Source organism: Corynebacterium sp. LK31 (genome assembly GCF_014335015.1).
In the GTDB taxonomy this organism is placed as follows: domain Bacteria; phylum Actinomycetota; class Actinomycetes; order Mycobacteriales; family Mycobacteriaceae; genus Corynebacterium; species Corynebacterium jeikeium_D.
The window spans coordinates 116,955-134,594 of record NZ_PDGW01000006.1 but is presented as its reverse complement, the minus strand read 5'-3'; the positions used below and the strand labels follow the sequence as shown (position 1 = coordinate 134,594).

The 17,640-nt window shown below is 60.1% G+C and carries 17 protein-coding genes; 14 read left to right on the top strand and 3 right to left on the bottom strand.

Translation table 11 applies throughout. The annotated features are described in order from the left end of the window. Positions 1–26: 26 nt before the first annotated feature. Positions 27–158 carry a hypothetical protein gene (locus CRD18_RS11145; RefSeq protein ID WP_255456206.1) on the bottom strand — a complete coding sequence of 44 codons (132 nt, stop codon included), beginning with the start codon at positions 156–158 and terminating at the stop codon, positions 27–29. Between the two features lie 70 nt (positions 159–228). Here CRD18_RS11145 and CRD18_RS01010 point away from each other — a divergent pair, with 70 nt between their 5' ends. The 8 genes from CRD18_RS01010 (at position 229) to CRD18_RS00975 (ending at position 8,848) form a co-directional block, all read left to right on the top strand. Then, entirely contained in the window at positions 229–1,059 is an 831-nt protein-coding gene (locus CRD18_RS01010; RefSeq protein ID WP_016421551.1) for a sulfurtransferase, read from the top strand. Positions 1,060–1,247: 188 nt separating this feature from the next. Next, on the top strand, positions 1,248–3,284 hold the full coding sequence (locus tag CRD18_RS01005) for a hypothetical protein (protein ID WP_070439018.1): 2,037 nt from the start codon (positions 1,248–1,250) through the stop codon (positions 3,282–3,284). A 51-nt stretch (positions 3,285–3,335) separates the two neighbouring features. Further along, on the top strand, positions 3,336–3,896 hold the full coding sequence (gene pyrE / locus CRD18_RS01000) for an orotate phosphoribosyltransferase (protein WP_049189439.1): 561 nt from the start codon (positions 3,336–3,338) through the stop codon (positions 3,894–3,896). Between the two features lie 117 nt (positions 3,897–4,013). Further along, entirely contained in the window at positions 4,014–4,859 is an 846-nt protein-coding gene (locus tag CRD18_RS00995) for a lysoplasmalogenase (protein ID WP_016421548.1), read from the top strand. After that, complete coding sequence (locus tag CRD18_RS00990) at positions 4,846–5,517, top strand: RNA methyltransferase (protein WP_038626765.1); 672 nt, start codon at positions 4,846–4,848, stop codon at positions 5,515–5,517. Before CRD18_RS00995 ends, CRD18_RS00990 begins: the two co-directional genes overlap by 14 nt. Positions 5,518–5,586: 69 nt before the next feature. Further along, a complete protein-coding gene (locus CRD18_RS00985) occupies positions 5,587–6,804 on the top strand; it encodes a glycoside hydrolase family 76 protein (RefSeq protein ID WP_005510131.1) in 1,218 nt (405 codons plus the stop codon). Positions 6,805–6,936: 132 nt separating this feature from the next. Then, the gene (locus tag CRD18_RS00980) at positions 6,937–7,347 is read left to right on the top strand and encodes a DUF3151 domain-containing protein (RefSeq protein WP_016421545.1); all 411 of its coding nucleotides are present in this window, start codon (positions 6,937–6,939) and stop codon (positions 7,345–7,347) included. 97 nt (positions 7,348–7,444) lie between these two features. Beyond that, positions 7,445–8,848: an aromatic acid exporter family protein gene (locus CRD18_RS00975; RefSeq protein WP_005510217.1), complete on the top strand. Its 1,404-nt coding sequence runs from the start codon at positions 7,445–7,447 to the stop codon at positions 8,846–8,848. A gap of 101 nt (positions 8,849–8,949) precedes the next feature. Here the strand turns inward: CRD18_RS00975 and CRD18_RS00970 are convergent, their stop codons facing one another. Both CRD18_RS00970 and CRD18_RS00965 read right to left on the bottom strand, forming a co-directional pair. Further along, a complete protein-coding gene (locus tag CRD18_RS00970) occupies positions 8,950–9,642 on the bottom strand; it encodes a DUF1707 domain-containing protein (RefSeq protein WP_049193771.1) in 693 nt (230 codons plus the stop codon). Between the two features lie 133 nt (positions 9,643–9,775). Next, a complete protein-coding gene (locus CRD18_RS00965; RefSeq protein ID WP_224433541.1) occupies positions 9,776–10,720 on the bottom strand; it encodes a hypothetical protein in 945 nt (314 codons plus the stop codon). Positions 10,721–10,771: 51 nt separating this feature from the next. Between CRD18_RS00965 and CRD18_RS00960 the strand changes: the two genes are divergently transcribed. From CRD18_RS00960 to purT, 6 genes are all read left to right on the top strand, one after another. Next, positions 10,772–12,061 carry an adenylosuccinate synthase gene (locus CRD18_RS00960; RefSeq protein WP_016421542.1) on the top strand — a complete coding sequence of 430 codons (1,290 nt, stop codon included), beginning with the start codon at positions 10,772–10,774 and terminating at the stop codon, positions 12,059–12,061. 257 nt (positions 12,062–12,318) lie between these two features. Further along, positions 12,319–12,909, top strand: coding sequence for an LppP/LprE family lipoprotein (locus CRD18_RS00955; protein WP_049193802.1), 591 nt, complete (start codon positions 12,319–12,321; stop codon positions 12,907–12,909). A gap of 162 nt (positions 12,910–13,071) precedes the next feature. Beyond that, positions 13,072–13,710 (top strand): LppP/LprE family lipoprotein, encoded by a 639-nt coding sequence (locus tag CRD18_RS00950; protein WP_049193773.1) that lies wholly within the window; start codon positions 13,072–13,074, stop codon positions 13,708–13,710. Between the two features lie 193 nt (positions 13,711–13,903). Next, positions 13,904–15,160 carry a glycerophosphodiester phosphodiesterase family protein gene (locus CRD18_RS00945; protein WP_049169869.1) on the top strand — a complete coding sequence of 419 codons (1,257 nt, stop codon included), beginning with the start codon at positions 13,904–13,906 and terminating at the stop codon, positions 15,158–15,160. 96 nt (positions 15,161–15,256) lie between these two features. Beyond that, positions 15,257–16,288, top strand: coding sequence for a nucleoside hydrolase (locus CRD18_RS00940; protein ID WP_049189472.1), 1,032 nt, complete (start codon positions 15,257–15,259; stop codon positions 16,286–16,288). A 116-nt stretch (positions 16,289–16,404) separates the two neighbouring features. Next, complete coding sequence (gene purT / locus CRD18_RS00935) at positions 16,405–17,625, top strand: formate-dependent phosphoribosylglycinamide formyltransferase (RefSeq protein ID WP_048734516.1); 1,221 nt, start codon at positions 16,405–16,407, stop codon at positions 17,623–17,625. Positions 17,626–17,640 lie beyond the last annotated feature (15 nt).

Genomic DNA, 17,640 nt, shown 5'->3' with positions numbered 1-17,640 from the left:
TCTTCCGTTTCGTAGTCAGCTTTGTGTTAATAAAGCGGTTGAGGAAAGGGGGTGCCGATGCTGGCGGCATAGTGCAGCAGTTTTTCTGCGGTGGCACAGCCGATTCCATGGCCTGTGCCTGAGATGAAAACGGCCAGGTGGGCAGCATCTTCAGGCACCTTCCCAAGCTCCTAGTTTTAATAACGTACATATCGCGCTACCAAGTCAATCGATTTAGAATCCGGAATTATGACAACATCCATCTCGGTACAAGAGCTTCGTGACAAGATTGCCGGCGGCGGTCGTATCGTCGTCGTTGACGCACGCTGGTCGCGTGCTAAAAAACCATATGACTCCTACGCCACGGCTCACATCCCACTGGCCGTGTTCTGTGATCCCGAGTTGGACCTAGCAGGTGTTCCAAGCCGAGAAGCTGGTCGCAACCCGTTGCCGGATATCGAGCGTGTGCGCGATGCCGTCCGTCGATGGGGAGTCCGCTCGGAGCATCTGGTGATCGTCTACGACGCGGGCGATGGACTGTTCGCGTCACGTGCTTGGTGGATTTTGCGCTGGGCAGGTTTGGAGAATGTGCGTGTCCTCACCGGTGGGTTAGCTGCTTGGGAAGCAGATGGAAACGAGACTGCCTTCGGGCCCGGAAATCTGCCGCGGCCTGGAACGATTGCGGTGAGTGAAGGCAATATGCCTGTTGCCAGCCTCGATGACGTGCGCACCTGGTCTGAGCGTGGAATTTTGGTGGATGCGCGTGAGCCCAGCCGTTTTGAAGGTCGTAGTGAGCGCGTCGATCTGCAGGCAGGTCACATCCCGGGTGCCGTGAACCTGGCGGCTCGCAGTCTGCAAAATGCCGACGGCTCCTTCCTGCCTGTTGAGCAGCTCCGTGAGCGCTTTGCCTCCGTCGGTATCGAAGACGGTCGCAATGTAGCGGTCTACTCCGGTTCCGGTCTTCATTCCTCGCTGTTCATTCAGGCTATGGAAGAAGCGGGCATCACGGGCGCCGCTCTGTATGTCGGCGGCTGGTCCCAGTGGGCTGGCGATCCGAGCCTGCCTATCGTCCGCTTCTAAGCGGGCCCGGGCCAGGGCGACCGCCCCGGGGCCCTTGATGTGCCGTCCATGTGGCTTTTGCCCCTCGCCCTTTACCGTCCTAGAGAGTCCCGTACGCTCTCTCCTCGGGCATTGGCATTGCGCCAGACGGGGGACGGCATCTTGTCGCTGACCAAATAGAACTGCTTCTGGCTTAAGCTAGGAGATTAATGATTCCCCTAGTATTCACCCTCGCAGCGATTCTCATCATCGCCGCAGTCGCGCTGTTCGTTGTCGACCGCCGCCGTCGCAGCATAAGTGAGACTGCTGTGGCGTCTCCGTCATCGCCATCGCTTTACGACGAGCCCTCGGACTTCACCGGCGAAGTAACCGGTGTGGCGGCAGAAGATGTTGTGCCCGAACTGCCGGATTCTTCAGAGCAAGGAAGCTCCGAGACAGCTTCTGTGGCGAGACCGAATATCGCAGCTGATGCTGACTCTCACTCTGAGGTTGCCGCTGAGACTGATAGCGCCGCTGAAGTTGATTCTGAAACTGAGGTTTCGACGACAGAACTGGGGACTTCAGCTGTAGAAAAGACACCGACGGAGCCTGAATCTGTCTCGGGAATCGAGCCGGCGGCCACTGCTGAAATGCCCGAAGCAACAGAAGACGCGGGTGCTGCCGAAACATCGGAAGCAGCAGCTGATCTGAATGCGGGAACGGACGTGACTCTCCGAAGCGGCGCGGAGTCTGGCACAGAATCTGGAGCAGGGCCTGGCGCGGAGCCAGCCGAGTCGGTGACTGCTGAAGATACCGATACCGCGGATGAGCCCGAGACAGGTTTAGTGGGCGATGCCGTTGCCACAGGGGCCGACAGCACCACCGCTGCTGACGCTCGCACTGGAACTGTTGGGGGTACAGAATTCCGGGCTGCAGCCGGCGAAAATGCCGAGACTGACGAAGTGCCGCAATCATCCGATCGTGCGGCGCGCACCCAGGCCACCCAGGCCACCCCGCACACTGAGCCCACCCAGCCCGCGCAACCGCAGCGCGCTCAGCAGCAATCAGTGGCCCCTATCCGTCGACGTATCAGCGGTCGCCGTGTGCGTCACTTGCGGAAGGCCTGGGCGCAGGAACGTAATTCTGTCTATAACCGTGTGGACCATGAGCTGCCGTCGTACTGGCAGCGTACGCCGGACGGCGATGCCAAGGCCGTGGTCTCCGGTTTCGCCTTTGGCCGGGAAATGCACCTCGCCGATGTCGGCGGCATCACCACCATCGCCATCCGCCGCTCTGTATCCAGCGATGAGGTTTTCGAGTTGCGCCGCAGCGGCGGCACGACGCTGCCTCACGTAGCTACCGAAGCCGGCCTGGTAGTCGCAGCTACCGACCCAGAGCTCATTCATCGCATCTTCGACGACCGTGCAACCCGCATGCTTGCCGACGTACACCCGGCCATTACCCGCATGTGGTCCGAAAACTCCTGGTCCTTGGCTCAGCTGATTGATAATTCAGTGCCAGAGGACTGGGACGGTGCACTGGCATCGCTGTCGGACTTCTCCGACATTGCGCGCAGGTTGCCACCGGCGGAAGGCGAAACCGTCGCTCCGGACACTAATCAGTGGGATCCCACTCGTTTGCAGCTCACCGAGCAGTCCGTTGACTCTGGTTCCTTGATTTCGGATGGAACCGGGCGTGGGCACTTGCACGCGGTACCAGATCAGCGTCGCAACGGTTCTGCTAACCACGAATCGCAGGATCACAGCTCACAGAACGGGCATGCCCAGAGTCACAGCGCGCAGAATAGCAAGGGCGAAGAGCCGCTGGACGTTGAGGAAATTGTTTACGCAGATTCTCCTTCGTCCTCGTCCGCTGCTACCGCGGATGCAACCACGGATGATTCGCAGTGGCCGTCGCAAAGCAATGCACAACCCACGGTGGTGCAGGCGATTGACGGTTCGTCGTGGCGCCCTACGCGGGATATACCGCTGGATCCGACGGCGCTGCCTTCGCGGTCAACGGCACGAAAGATGGGTGCAAACGTTGGTGAGTCGGAGGACATTGGGGATTCTGGCCAGCAGATTCCTGCGCTTGGTGAGGACCCCGAACATAGCCGGATGCGCTCGAGCCAGGGGCGTGTGGTGCGATCAATTGTGAAGCCCGCCAGTATTTTTACCGACGCCGCCCCAGACCTCGACAGCAGCGACGACCCCACCGAATCTGTATCCGAGGACAAGGGCGCAACCCCTGATTCCGCGGACGAGTAGAACCAGACATATCCTTGAGCACACAGTCGTTTATTTAGGAGACAACCTCAGATGAGCATCCACACGAGCAATGTCAATCAGGAGAAGCTGCAGCGTTTGGCCGAGTTGGTCAAGGAGCTGGCGGTTGTCCATGGCAAGGTCACGCTGTCGTCTGGACGTGAGGCTGACTACTACGTTGACCTGCGCCGCGCCACCCTACATCATGAGGCCTCGCGTCTGATTGGTTCCCTGCTACGGGAGCTCACTGCAGACTGGGACTACGCGCACGTCGGTGGTCTGACGCTTGGCGCGGACCCGGTGGCTACCTCTGTCATGCACGCCGAAGGGCGCCCAATTGATGCCTTTGTGGTGCGTAAGGAAGCCAAGAAGCACGGCATGCAGCGCCGCATCGAGGGGCCGGACATTGTGGGCAAGAAGGTCCTGGTTGTTGAGGACACCACCACGACGGGCAACTCTCCGCTGACCGCCGTCGCTGCCCTACGTGAGGCCGGTGCTGAGGTTGTCGGTGTCGCCACGGTGGTTGACCGCGCGACGGGTGCCGGCGAGGTCATCAAGGCTGAAGGCCTGGAGTACCGTTATCTGCTCGGTTTGGATGACTTGGGTCTGGCCTAAGAATCTGAGCGCTAGAGCTATCGCCGAGCCTCACCCTGCTCGCCGAGCCTCACCCTGCTCGCCGAGCCTCACCCAGCTCACCGCCCCAACGCAGTCCCACGAAAGAGGAACATCCCCATGACCACCAAGCGCGCAGGACTCCTGTCCAAGCTCACCACGACCAAACTTCCCGGCACCAAGGAAACCGTCGCTGACATGTTTGTGCGTCGCACGGGCGAGGGCCTCGGCGCACTCGTCGGTATCGCCAGCGCAAGCTCCGACACCCGCCGTGCCCCAGAACGTGCCGGCTATATCGCCGCCAGTGCGGTCAACGTTGTCTCCAGTGCCTTCGGCTGGGAGACTCCACGTCGAGTTTCCAAGACTGTCCTCATGCCACTGTTGGCGGCCAATGTTTGGCGCCGTCGCCACGAGACGTCTCGCTTTACGACGACCACCCTGCTCATCGGCCTCGCCGGCGGTTGGCTGGGCGACTTGATTCTCATGCCGAATAAGCCGAACCTGAACCGCGGTTCTGTGCCGTTCGCAGTTAACCAGGTTGCCTACCACGTGCTGCTGTGGCGTGCCGGAGCTCGGATTAGCGCGCTGCGTGCTGCCATTCGCTTCCCACTGTGGGCTGGTTCGGTACCGCTGGTCGGTGCTGTAAAGCCCGAGGCGCTGCCCGCTGCTGTTGGCTACGGTCCGCTGCTGGCTGTGACCTCCGCACTGGCCGATGACCCGGCGCTGCTGGAGGGTGCCGGTGCTGTCGGTACTGATGAGCAGACCGGCCTGCCGATTGCCGATGCCGCCTACGGCCTCGGCCACGGTGGCAACCTGTTCCTCGTCTCCGACACGCTACTGATGGCTCGAAAGATGTTTGCGGAGGAGGGCGTCGTCGGCAAGCTTCTGAATGCGGCAGTGATGGACACCTACACCGTGGCGCAGTTGTTCCTGGTCGAGGGGCTGTTGGCTCTTGACCGCGCCTGAGCCCGGGAAGGGGCCGACGGAATGGTTTGAGGCTCGTGTCGGGGTGGGGCCGTGGGAGCAGGAGCACCCGAACGAACCCCGGCCGACCGGCCCAGAATACGATGAGCAGCTTCTGGATGAGGGCGACCGACGTAATGTCGTCGATGCCTACCGCTACTGGACGATGGAGGCTATCGTCGCGGAGCTGGATAAGCGTCGTCATCCGTTGCATATCGCCATCGAGAATTTTGAGAATGACTCCAACATTGGCACCGTGGTACGCACCGCAAATGCCTTCCTGGTGGAGGCCGTGCACATCGTGGGGCGCAAGCGTTGGAATCGTCGCGGCGCGATGGTGACTGACCGCTACCAGCACTTGCTGCACCACGAGACGGTGTCGGAGGTCATTAGCTGGGCGCGCGAGCATGATTTGGCTGTCGTGGCCGTGGACAATGTGCCGGGCTCCGTACCCATCGAAACCGTTGAGTTGCCCGAGCGTTGTCTTTTGCTCTTCGGCCAGGAGGGGCCGGGAGTGACTGAAGAAGCACAGCAGGCGGCGGATTTGACGGTGTCGATTGCCCAATTTGGCTCGACGCGTTCGATAAATGCGGGGGTAGCGGCGGGTATTGCCATGCACTCTTGGATTCGTACTCATGCAGATATCACCGCGGCCTGGTAATTGTCTGCTTAGGTGTTTTATTTCGAAGGCTGTTTTAGAGCTGTTTCACAGCCGTTTTAAGGAGAGCCAGTGGTTCTAAAAATGTCGCGTCCGGAGGCCGAAACGTGGGCCTATCGTGCGGACGTGGCTGAACAGGCGATTCGCAACCGTCATGCGGCGAAGCTGTGGGGTCTTCCGGGCACGAATTTGGCAATGGCTTCCTGGCCCGCGCCGCTTCGACATAAGGTCTTCATCAACTGGCATTACTGGTGGCAGGCGCAGTATCTCGACTGCCTGGTAGACGCAGCCAAGCGCGTGCCTTCTAAGGAGAAGTACCGCGCTATCCGCCAGACCACTCGGGGTATCCGCATTCGCAACCTCACGCTGCTGACCAAGAACAAGTACTACGACGATCGCGCGTGGATGGCGTTGGCGCTCGGGCGTGCCGACGCGGTCCTCGGCGCATCGGTGCCCAAGAAGACGACAGCACGGCTGATTTCATGCTTGGGTGATGGTCGGCAGGAGTCCACGGGTGTGCTGCCGTGGCGTGAGCAGGACCTCTTCTTCAACGTTCCCTCGAACGGTCCTGCAGCCATCGCTCTGGCCCGGGCTGGTCGTATCAAGGAGGCAGAGGAACTTATCGATTGGGTTTACGCCAACCTCCTGGCGGACTCAGGGCTGCTCTACGACGGCATTCGCTTGTCCATGGCAGGTGCCGTCGTACAGAAGGGCATGTTTACGTACAACCAGGGTGTCATGATTGGCGCTTGCCTCGAAGTGGGACTTGCGCTTCGGGCGCACGGCCAGCGTGAACAGGCGACGAAGTATTTCACGCGCGTGCAAAACCTCATCCACGCGGTGGCAAAGGATTTGGCGACCACCGACAATGTCATCGCCGGTGCCGGTGGCGGCGATGGTGGTCTGTTCAACGGCATCCTCGTGCGATACCTCGCCGATGCGGCGGTGCGTTTGCCTGGAGACAATCGCATGAATCGCGCGGCGGCCCGCATTGCTCGCCGACTGGTTCTGGCGTCGGGGGAGAAGTGCTGGTACCACCGCCTCGAGGTTGATGGCCTGCCGCTTTTCCCCGCAGATTGGAACGACAATGCTCAGTTCCCACAGGGCGGTTCGGTTGCGCAATCAGTCGGTGGCGCGGTTCGCGGTTCGGCGATTAAGGAGCGTGACCTCTCTGTCCAGCTGTCGGGTTGGATGCTGATGGAAGCGTGCGCCCGAGTGGCCGATTTTGTTGCGACCAAGCTGGAAAATGGTGAGTCGTTGGATTCGACGAAGCCGAGCTGCCCGGAGTAGTCGGGGAACGCTAGTTGGTCGTCATCTGGCGCTTGCCGACGTCGCACCACCACGCTGTGCCCGCCGTTGCCAACAGAGAGTCACATACTGAGCCCCTGCCATCGCCACGTGATGCCTGGCACAATAGGACGCATGAAACTCAATGACATGATGGCTCCTGCTCCCGTGAAGCTCCCCGTTCTTGACGAGGCCGTTGCTGCCCGCAACGGTGGCGCAAGCCCGGAGGCCGTGGTTCGCGCATGCCCGCGCGATTCCCAGGCTTGGGCGGATTTGGCTGAAAGCGCCTTGTCCGAGGGCCAGGAGATTCAGGCCTATGCCTTCGCTCGCACTGGTTACCACCGCGGTCTGGACCTGCTGCGTGGAAACGGCTGGAAGGGGTTCGGAGCCATTCCGTGGGAGCACGAGCCGAATCGTGGTGTGCTCCGCGCCTTCGCAGCGTTGGCTAAGGCTGCTAAGGCTATCGGCGAGGATGATGAATTCGATCGCATGATGGCGTTGCTGCGTGACAGTGATGAATCCGCGTTGCCAGAACTGGGTCTTTAATCGCGCACAGAGATTCAGCGGGCACATAAGAGTGCACAACAGCACAACGGGTACATAAAAAGCGCACAGTTTTTTACATGAGGATGGTGACTTCGGCATGGCTGGCATAGCTGGTGGGGAAGATAAGGATGCCGCAGCTGCCAGGAATCTAGAGGACCTTGCTCCCGCGCATGTCGACGACCTCGTCGAAGCTAAGGAAACGCAATTCGTCGAGGATAATCCGCGCCCGGATTTCCAAGATTTTCGCAATACGTACCTACATCCGGCCTCCCGCGCAGCAAACAAGTTGCGTCAGAAAGTGAGGCCCCGCACGCGTTTCCTCCATGCGATTGACCGTGTGCGCTCCCGTTGGATGCTCATTGTCCAAGCCACGTTAGCCGCTGGGTTGGCCTACTGGTTCGCACTTGAGGTACTGGGGCACCCCAACCCGTTCTTCGCGCCGATGGCCGCTTTCATCAGCCTCAACGTGATGACCGCAGGTCCTCGCTTAAAGCACTCTGTGGAGTTGGTGCTCGGTGCCTCGTTGGGAGTCGGCATTGGTGATGTGATTATCTCCATCCTCGGCTCGGGTATCTGGCAGCTGACCGTCGGTGTGTTCGTCGCCATGGTCATCGGTGTGTTTGTCGGTCGAGGACCGCTTGTGGTCAACCAAGCGGCATCTTCAGCCGTGCTCATCGCCACCATTATTCCGCCGGGCACCGCTGGTTCTTATTACCGAATGATCGATGCTCTCGTCGGTGGTGTGGTGGGCATTATTGTGCTCATGATATTGCCGCGAAGCCCGCTGGCGGGTGCTCGCCGCAAGGTGGCCAAGGTCCTCGACATGGGTGCAGATGTACTTTATGACATCGGCATCGGCATGAAAGAGGGCGACACCGATCGCATCCGCACCGCACTGAGCGTGGTGCGCTCCATGCAGGCGCAAGTCTCGCTGATGGACCGCACTGTCGCCGACGCGGGCGAGCAGGTCCGTATCTCGCCGTTGCTCTGGCGCTCCCGGGATCGAATCCACTCGCTGTCACGTATGGTTCATCCCGTCGACAACGCCATGCGCAACATCCGTGTGCTCGCGCGTCGCGCTATCACCGCACGTGAGGATCACATCGACTTCTCGTCCGAACTGTGCGCACTTGTTCTCGGCGTGTCTGAAGGTACGCGCCTGGTCAGTCATGTGCTTGACGACGAAGCCGCCGTGCGCCGAATCCCAGAGTGGGGCGAGTTGCCTTTCGAATCCGGCGACATCGCTATCGCTCAGCTTTCCGAGGGATCCGGAGAGGTCAAGCTTGAAGACGTGGTTCGGTACTTGCGTCGTCTAGCGGCGAAAATGCACCCGCGCGTGATCGAGGACGCAACGCTGTCGGAACAGGTTGTGTTTGCGCAGTCCCGCTCCTTGGTGGTGGACCTGTTGCAGGTGTGTGGCCTGTCCAGACGTTCAGCTGTGGCAACGCTGCCGCCGACGACGCCGTTCCCAGCAATGCCACCGGAGGTATGGGACGAGTAGCCGGTGAGGCGTGGGCGAGTAGTGGCTCGCCAGGCGCCCGTCGGTTACTGCCCACGTGCTCCGGCGCACATGCTACTGCCCACGTGCTATTGCAGCATGCTCTAGTGCGGTACGCGCTTGACCTCGACGCCGCCGAAAGCGACAAAGCCGCGCACAATAATCTTCGGAGCCTGTCCTGCGCCAGGAGCAGGAAGGTTACGTCCCGGGTTTCCAGTAACATCCGTGCCGCCGAAGATGGGCAGCACGTCGACATCAACCTGGTAGTGGTCGGGGACAATGACGTCGACTCCACCGAAGGCGCAGCCAATGTTGACGACAGTGGTTTCCGCGGTCAGGATGGCCTCGCGGAAATCCAAGCCAGTCCCGCCGAAGGCCGCCACCGTGGTGTGCGTGGGAGCGCACGTCCACGGGCCTCTCTTGTCGGTGCCGCCGAAGATGCCGATGGAGAGCTTCGAACCAGTTGCCGCGGCGGAGCTATCAATCCGAGCTGGTTGATGATTGTTGGCTGCATTCGGTGCCACCGAATGGTGCTCGTCCGGGACGCTGTGTAGGTTCGGGCGCAGGTTAGGGTTTGGGTGCGCATGTGGAGTCGGCTCGGCCAGGTTCGCGGGCAGCGACAAGTCCTGTGTCAATGCGGGCAACTCATCGATGTACGTCGCCTTTTGGGCTTTCTCGGTGCGCTCCTGCAATTCCGCAAAGTCAATCTGGCCATCGCGGAATGCCCATTCCAAGCGTTCCAGCGCAGTGTGGCGGGCTTGGTCGCCAGCGCGTAGCCGTGGGGTGTTGTCAGTCATGATGCTGTCCTATCGAGGCAGTGGCGGGCAGTGGCTTTAACACCCAAATGTTATCTGTACTCGAACTTTCGCGCAGGTCACTTTCATGCACGCCACTTTCGCACAGGCAGACCGTGGCTATTGCCCGCCGCAGTTAGTGCACAATCTGCAAGTCGCGAAGGTGTCGGTACAGAGTTGTCTTCTCTCTCGGCTTTCGTGACTCCACGCCATCGCGCACATATCGGAAGCCCAGGCCACCAACTTGAACTGCCCGACCCGTCATCGGACGGTGTAGCTCGCGGGCCGGGGCTTCTTTCGCTTTACGACGGCCACCGCGCCCCAATCCGAGTCGGCTCAGCAGGCCTTTGCCGCTCTCACCCTCGTTACCGTTTTCCGCATCCGGCGCCGGAACTTCGGCCGCAACGATGCCCGGGGCATCGGGGGTAGGGCGAATCTGCAGGCCGGTGGATGTGCCGGAGAACATCTGATGCTCGTCGACATAGACCTCGCCAGTAAACCCGTTTGCCGAGGACACTCCGGTAATTCCCGGCTCTGTCAGTAGGGCGTAACCAACAATTGCGTGGCCGGTGTCGTCGCGAATCAGCGGCACTGGCGTCGTCGGGCGTGTGAGCGCGGCCGCCGCATCGAGCCCTTCTCCTCCTTCGATGCCCCAGTTTTTGGCCGCGGTCGAGGGCGCGGTGGGGACATGTGCCACTTCAATCCACAGGAGGTTCTTGCGCATCAGGTAGGTTGCCACGGTAGCCAGTGCCGCGTCGGTGCCAACGACCACAATTCGTAACGGCTCGCTCGGCTTTTGCGGAGCGGGTTGCGGAGCGCCTAAGTGGTCGACTTTCTTCTGCTTGGAGATTTCCTCCGGCGTCGGAGCTGTATCGACAGGCAGTACGTCCTTGGCCAGGTCGTCGATGAAAGCCAGCTCCTTGCGGGTGGGGATCATCGCGACGTCGTGAAGCGCATAGGCGGGTGGTGCCGGAGTAGCTGGTGCTGATGGTGTGGACGGTGCTGATGTAGACCATGATTGGCGGAGCAATTGGGAAAACGCGGGTACATCGGGGCCACACTGCAGCACAACAATACGCATAGGACTACACTCTAATGCGTCGTCTGCAATCCCAGGAGTTGAAGTAGGACTATGGCCGCAATCATTATCGTCGGTGCCCAGTGGGGCGACGAGGGCAAGGGCAAAGCAACCGATATTCTCGGTGGCCGCGTCGACTACGTCGTCAAGCCCAACGGTGGCAATAACGCCGGCCACACCGTTGTCGTCGGCGGTGAGAAGTACGAGCTGAAGCTGCTTCCGGCGGGTGTGCTGTCGGAAAACGCTGTGCCGATTATCGGTAACGGCTGTGTGGTCAACCTCGAGGCGCTTTTCGACGAGATTGATGGCCTCGAAGCTCGCGGTGCAAAAGCCTCCCGCCTGCGCGTTTCCGGCAATGCCCACATGGTTGCTCCGTACCACCAGACGCTGGACCGCGTGACCGAGCGCTTCCTGGGTAAGCGCGCTATCGGCACCACTGGCCGCGGTATCGGCCCGACGTATGCCGACAAGGTCGGCCGTACGGGCTTGCGTGTCCAGGACATTCTGGATGAGTCGATTCTGCGCCAGAAGATTGAGTCTTCGCTGGCTCAGAAGAACCAGATTCTGGTCAAGCTGTACAACCGCCGCGCTATCGACCCGGATGAAGTCTTTGATTACTTCATGGGCTTCGCCGATCGTCTGCGCCCGATGATTATCGACTCGGAGTTTGAGCTCAATCAGGCTTTGGATGCCGGCAAGCACGTCCTCATGGAGGGCGGCCAGGCCACCATGCTCGACGTCGACCACGGCACCTACCCGTTCGTGACCTCCTCGAACCCAACCGCTGGTGGTGCCTGCGTGGGCACCGGCATCGGCCCGACGAAGATCACTTCGGTGCTGGGCATCATGAAGGCCTACACCACCCGCGTCGGTGCTGGCCCGTTCCCGACGGAGCTGTTCGACAAGTGGGGCGAGTACCTGCAGACCACCGGCGGTGAGGTCGGAGTCAACACCGGCCGTAAGCGCCGCTGTGGTTGGTACGACTCGGTGCTGGCTCGCTACGCCGCGCGCGTCAACGGTTTCACGGATCTGTTCATCACCAAGCTGGATGTCCTGACTGGTATCGGCGAGATTCCGATTTGTGTCGCTTACGACGTTGATGGCGTGCGTCACGACGAAATGCCACTCACCCAGTCGGAGTTCCACCACGCTGTCCCGATTTACGAGACCATGCCTGCATGGGACGAAGACATCACTGGCTGCCGCACCTTCGATGAGCTGCCGGACAAGGCCAAGGATTACCTGAACCGCCTGGAGGAGCTCTCTGGCGCTCGCATTTCCTACATCGGTGTTGGCCCGGGTCGTGACCAGACTATCGTTGTCCACGACGTGCTGGACAACTAGCGCTGGACACTTAGTCTGGGGACAGTGGCGAACTAGCCGGAAAATAGTCCGGCTTTCGACCCGACTTTATCGAACTGTTAGATAAAAAATCTTCGGTGTCGAAACCGCTGGCTGCTGTAAAAAAGAACATTTGCTAACCACGAGAAGGCTCTGGGAATTGTCAGTTGACACTGGCATCCCAGAGTCATTTTTGTATCGTAGGCCTCACCGCGTGGTCCAACGACAGAAGTCCAAACGACAGAAGGCGTGTGGTTTTCATGCAAAACACAGGACACCGAGTACAACGACTGGCAAGTTCCGCCGTACTTTCCGGCGCGATGATTTTCTCCGCAGTAGGTGGAGCCGTTGCAGCTCCTGCGGCTCAGGCGGAACCGGCCCCAGCACCGGCGCCGGCTCCAGCTCCCGCGAAGGCGGATCGCTGTACCCCGAACCCGGCTGCACCTGAAATCCAAGAGGCCCTGGATAAGGTCAACAGGGAGCGTCCGAACAACCATGATGGGTGGAAGTACACTGGCACCTCCAACTTCAGCCCGTGTAGCGATTTGAGCTTTGCTCTCGCAGATCAGGCCAAGCAGGGAAACGCTCAGTCCTCCACTGTGCTGTTGATGTTCCACAAGGGTGAGTTCATTGGTACGGACTCTGACCGGCCTCAGCACATCAACAAGGTGACGCCGACCCCCGATGGTAAGAACATCTCAGTGATCTACCACGACTGGGAGGCCCAGGAGGCCGCAGGTGCGCCGAACGCTGATGCGGCCAAGTTCACCTCTAATGTTCACTTCTTCTGGAACGGAGATCACGTTGTCCACGAGGGCAAGATTCCCGGCGGCGCGACACCCGCTTCCTAAGGACTCCCGAGAATTTTCGAGAGCTTTCGAAAATTCTTGGACACTCCCGGGGTCTCTTGAGTTTTCCCAAGTAAACTCAATTCCGAGTCGGACATGAGAAAGTAATGCTCCGTCGTAGCGCAGTGCTTGAGAAAACTTGAGAGAACAGAAGAGGTTCCAGCCATGAGTGGTCATTCAGTTCGTCGCGGGTCGATGCTGGTTAGCGCGGCGGTCGCAGGTGTAGTGGCTTTGTCCGGTTGCTCCACTGATGAGACCGCAGCACCGACCTCTGCTTCTCAGGTAGATCAAGAAACGACGACCATCACTACGACCACCACTGTCGAGGATGACAGTGAAAGTGCAGATACCCCCAATCCGGATGTCGATGACAACGACTCCGATGGGGGTTCTTCTGCGCCAACTCAGGAAGAGGCTTTCGAAGAAGCGGTTGCCGACCTGAACTCAATGGAAGGTGGCAATGGCAGCGGTTGGACAGTCACGGACGATACGAACTGGGATACCACCAGCGAGTTGACCTTTGCCTCAGCAGTACAGAATGAAATTACGCATTCAACTACCGCTGGTGCAGTGCTGCTGTTTCATAAGGGCGAGTACGTGGGTACCGCCGGTGGTCCGCAGACAATCAACTCGGTCGAAGGCGATGGCAAAACTGTGACCGTCAATTTCTTCGATGTCAATAAAATGATCGAAGACGGCGGTGCCTTCGCCTTTAAAGACCAGTACAATGCTCCCGTTACGTACTCCTGGGATGGGTCAGAGGTCGCTCAAGACGGCGAGATTCCAAAGGCAGAGGGAAATTAAACGCTCACCCAGCACTCGCTCCAGATGCGAGTGCTGTCAGGCCGTTTTAAAGTAGTGGCGCACCACACAGTTTTCACCCAGATTTCTGTGTTCCGTAAACCTCCGACGGTAGTTTGTCGACACTGTGTTGTCGGTACTATGCCGTCGCTATGAAGTCGCTAATACTACGCCCAAAGAGGAAAAATCACCGGCCATGTCTTCTCGCAACTCATCTGACTCCATGTTTGACGAACGGACCAAGCAGAGCGAGCAGCCTCAGAATTCACGCGTCCACGGCACGCGTCGCGCAATCGCGGCCATCGCTATGGGCGCGTTTGCTATTTCTCCTATTGCAGCATGCAGCAATGATGCGGACAACGACGCGGCATCGTCGTCAAGCAGTGCAAGCGCGGTTAGCACTACGTCGAGCGAAGAGAAGACCTTTGAAAAGCAGCAGGTCGCTGAGCTGAATGCGGCCGCGAATGTGCGGCCGGCTGCGATGGCTAAGCTGCCGGAGGGTTTTGATCTGCAGTCACACCGTGGTGGTCGCGGTGAGTGGACGGAGGAGTCCAAGCAGGCGATGATCAACTCGTTGGAGCTGGGCGTTACGACGTTGGAGCTGGACATCGTCCTGACGAAGGATGGCGTGCCTATGGTCTGGCACGATCCGGAAATCCAAGACGACAAGTGCTCGGACACCGAGCCAGTGACGGAGGGGGACCCGCAGTACCCGTACGTCGGCAAGCTCGTACATGATCTCACCTATGAGCAGGTACAAACCCTGGTCTGTGACAAGAAGCTCGAGGACTTCCCGGATGCGGAGCCAATCAAGGGCAATAGGATGATGACCCTGCCGGAGCTGTTCGAGCTGACTAAGGATAACCAGGACATCCACTTCAACATTGAGACCAAGATCGAGGGCGAAAAGCGCGCTGACTCGGCAGAACCGCAGGAGTTCGTCGATGTGATTCTCGACGAGATTGACCGCGCGGGTGTGGCTGATCGTGTGATGATTCAATCCTTCGATTGGCGCTCGTTGCCGCTGGTCGCGGAACGGAACCCGGAGATTCCGCTGGTCATGCTGTGGGACGAAACCACCTGGAAGAAGGATTCTCCTTGGATTGGCGATGTCAATTACGACGAGGTCAATGGCGACATCATCGAGGCCGCCAAGCAGCTCGGCGTGCAGGTGCTCTCGCCGACGCACAGCATTCCTTACGGCAAGACACCGTCGGATGCTGACTACCACCCGGTCGCCACGCCGGAGCTAATCTCCCGTGCGCATGAGGCCGGCATGAAGGTGGTGCCATGGACGGTGAACGAAAAGGAGACCATGCGCGAGCAGATTGCCGCTGGTGTCGACGGCATCATCACCGACTACCCGACGCGACTGCGCGAGGTCTTGGCCGAGCTGAATATGCCGCTGCCGGAGCCTGCTCCGGTGGGTGATGCAGCGATGTCGACGAACTAGTAAACCCGGCCAGCACCAGCGGAAACTCGTCTGTATCCCTGTTTTGCCCATGTTTAGCTCTGCGGGCCGAGCGTGTTTCGTGTCACACTTGACCTTATGACGCGTTTGAAAGTGCTTGCCGACGTTGACACGGGTATCGATGACAGTCTTGCTCTCGTCTACCTCGCGGGGTTGCATACCGCAGGCGAGATCGAGCTGGTGGGTGTGACCTGCGCAGGTGGTAACACCACTGCGGCATGGTCTGCCCGTAATACCAAGTACATGCTGAATCTTTGTGGTTGTCCGGAGGTTCCGGTCGTCAGCGGTTTCGAGGGGCCCGCTGACCGTGAGCTGACCACCACGCCTGAGACTCATGGCCCGTACGGGCTGGGCTACAACCTGGCGCCACCGGCCGTCATCTACGAACCGGGGCGCGCAGGAGCGGCGGATCCGCTGGCGCTGTGGCGCCAGGTCATCGAGCAGGCACGGTCGACGGGGGAGAAGGTGCACCTGCTGGTCACTGGCCCTATGACCACCTACGTGGCCGCTTTGAAGAAGTACCCGGAACTCATGCGGGAGCTCGACGGCGTGACCATTATGGGTGGTGCTGTGGAGTACCACGGTAACGTTACCGAGTTTGCGGAATGGAACTTCTGGGTTGACCCCACCGCGGTCATCGAGGTCTTCGGCACCGCGGGCGCTGTGGCCGTCGAGCGCCCGGAGGATGCCGTGCGCAGCATCGCCACCGCCGCAGGCGCGCCGGTGCCGACGCTGGTTCCGCTCAATGTCACCGAGACCATCACCATTAGTGATACTGAGATTGAATCCTGGCGAGATGCCGGTATGAACCCGGAGCTACTGCGTGTTCTGCGTCGCTCACTGAAGTTCTACTTTGAGTTCCACCAGGGAGTTGGAGTCGGTTACAAGGCGCAGGTTCATGACCTCTTTGCCGCGATGGTGGCCGTCGGTGCGGTGACCGGGGAAGTGGAGAAGATGCGTCTCGTGGGCGTCGATAAGCGAACCTTTGCAGATGAGCCAGCACGCCGCGGCCAGGTGGTGGAGGATTCAGCCGGAGCGGTGGCGAATGTTGTCCTGGCCGCTGACCGTGAGGTGGCGCTGGCTGAGTTCCAGCGGGTGTTCCCGCGCTAGGTTCCCGCCCGTGCCCGCCGCGGTGAATCAGCTCGCTGTCGTATGCTGGAGGCAATCAATTTAACAGCTGCTGGTTGCGCAGCGTATGTGCCGTAGACGAAAGCGAATTTATCTCGATGTTCACCCCTGAAGTCACCGGAACCCCGTACCAGCCGGGAGCAACGCGAGTTCTGCTGCTCGGCTCTGGCGAGCTCGGCAAGGAGGTGACCATTGCTTTCCAGCGTCTTGGCGTTGAGGTGCACGCTGCCGATCGCTACGAGCATGCACCGGCACACCAGGTAGCTCACCACGCCTACGTGTTGAATATGTCGGACCCTAGCGCACTGCGGGACCTGATTCTCCAGGTCAAGCCACACTTCATCGTCCCTGAGATTGAGGCTCTGGCAACCGAGGTGCTGGCAGAGGTCGAGGAAGATGAGACGCTGGACGTCACCGTTATTCCGACCGCACGGGCGACTCAGCTGACCATGAACCGAGAGGGTATTCGCCGCCTGGCTGCGGAAGAGGTGGGGCTGCCGACTTCCCGCTATCACTTCGCCTCCAGCTTTGATGAGTTCACCGCAGCTGTTGATGAGATTGGCTTCCCATGCGTGGTCAAGCCGGTCATGAGTTCCTCGGGCAAGGGACAGTCCACGCTGCGTTCGCCGGAAGATGTCCAGGCCGCGTGGGATTACGCCATGAGTGGCGGTCGCGTTGAGTCCGGTCGCGTCATCGTGGAGGGCTTCGTCGATTTCGACTATGAGATCACGCTGCTGACCGTGCGCTCCGTTGATCCGGAGACCGGCGAGGGGGCAACGTGGTTCTGTGAGCCCATCGGCCACCGTCAGCAGGATGGTGACTACGTTGAGTCCTGGCAACCGGCTGCCATGAGCGAAAACGCCCTGGACAATGCTCGCTCTGTCGCCGCGCGCATCACCAACGCGCTGGGCGGTCGCGGTATCTTCGGCGTCGAGCTGTTTGTCCGCGGCGATGAGGTGTGGTTCTCCGAGGTCAGCCCGCGTCCGCACGACACCGGCATGGTCACCATGGGTACGCAGCGTTTCTCCGAGTTCGAGCTGCACGCGCGCGCAGTGTTGGGTCTGCCTATCGACGTCACGCTGGTGTCCCCGGGAGCCTCCGCTGTCGTCTACGGCGGTGCTGACATCGAGCAGCCGGGTTACACCGGGCTGACGGAGGCCATGGCTATTCCGGAGACCGATATTCGTATCTTTGGTAAGCCGGTTGCTGGCCCGCGTCGCCGCATGGGTGTTGCTGTTTCGACCGCGGATTCTGTCGATGCTGCTCGTGAGCGCGCATCGGAGGCGGCATCAAAGATTAAGGTCGTCGAACTGGGCTAGTTCGACGACCTAGTG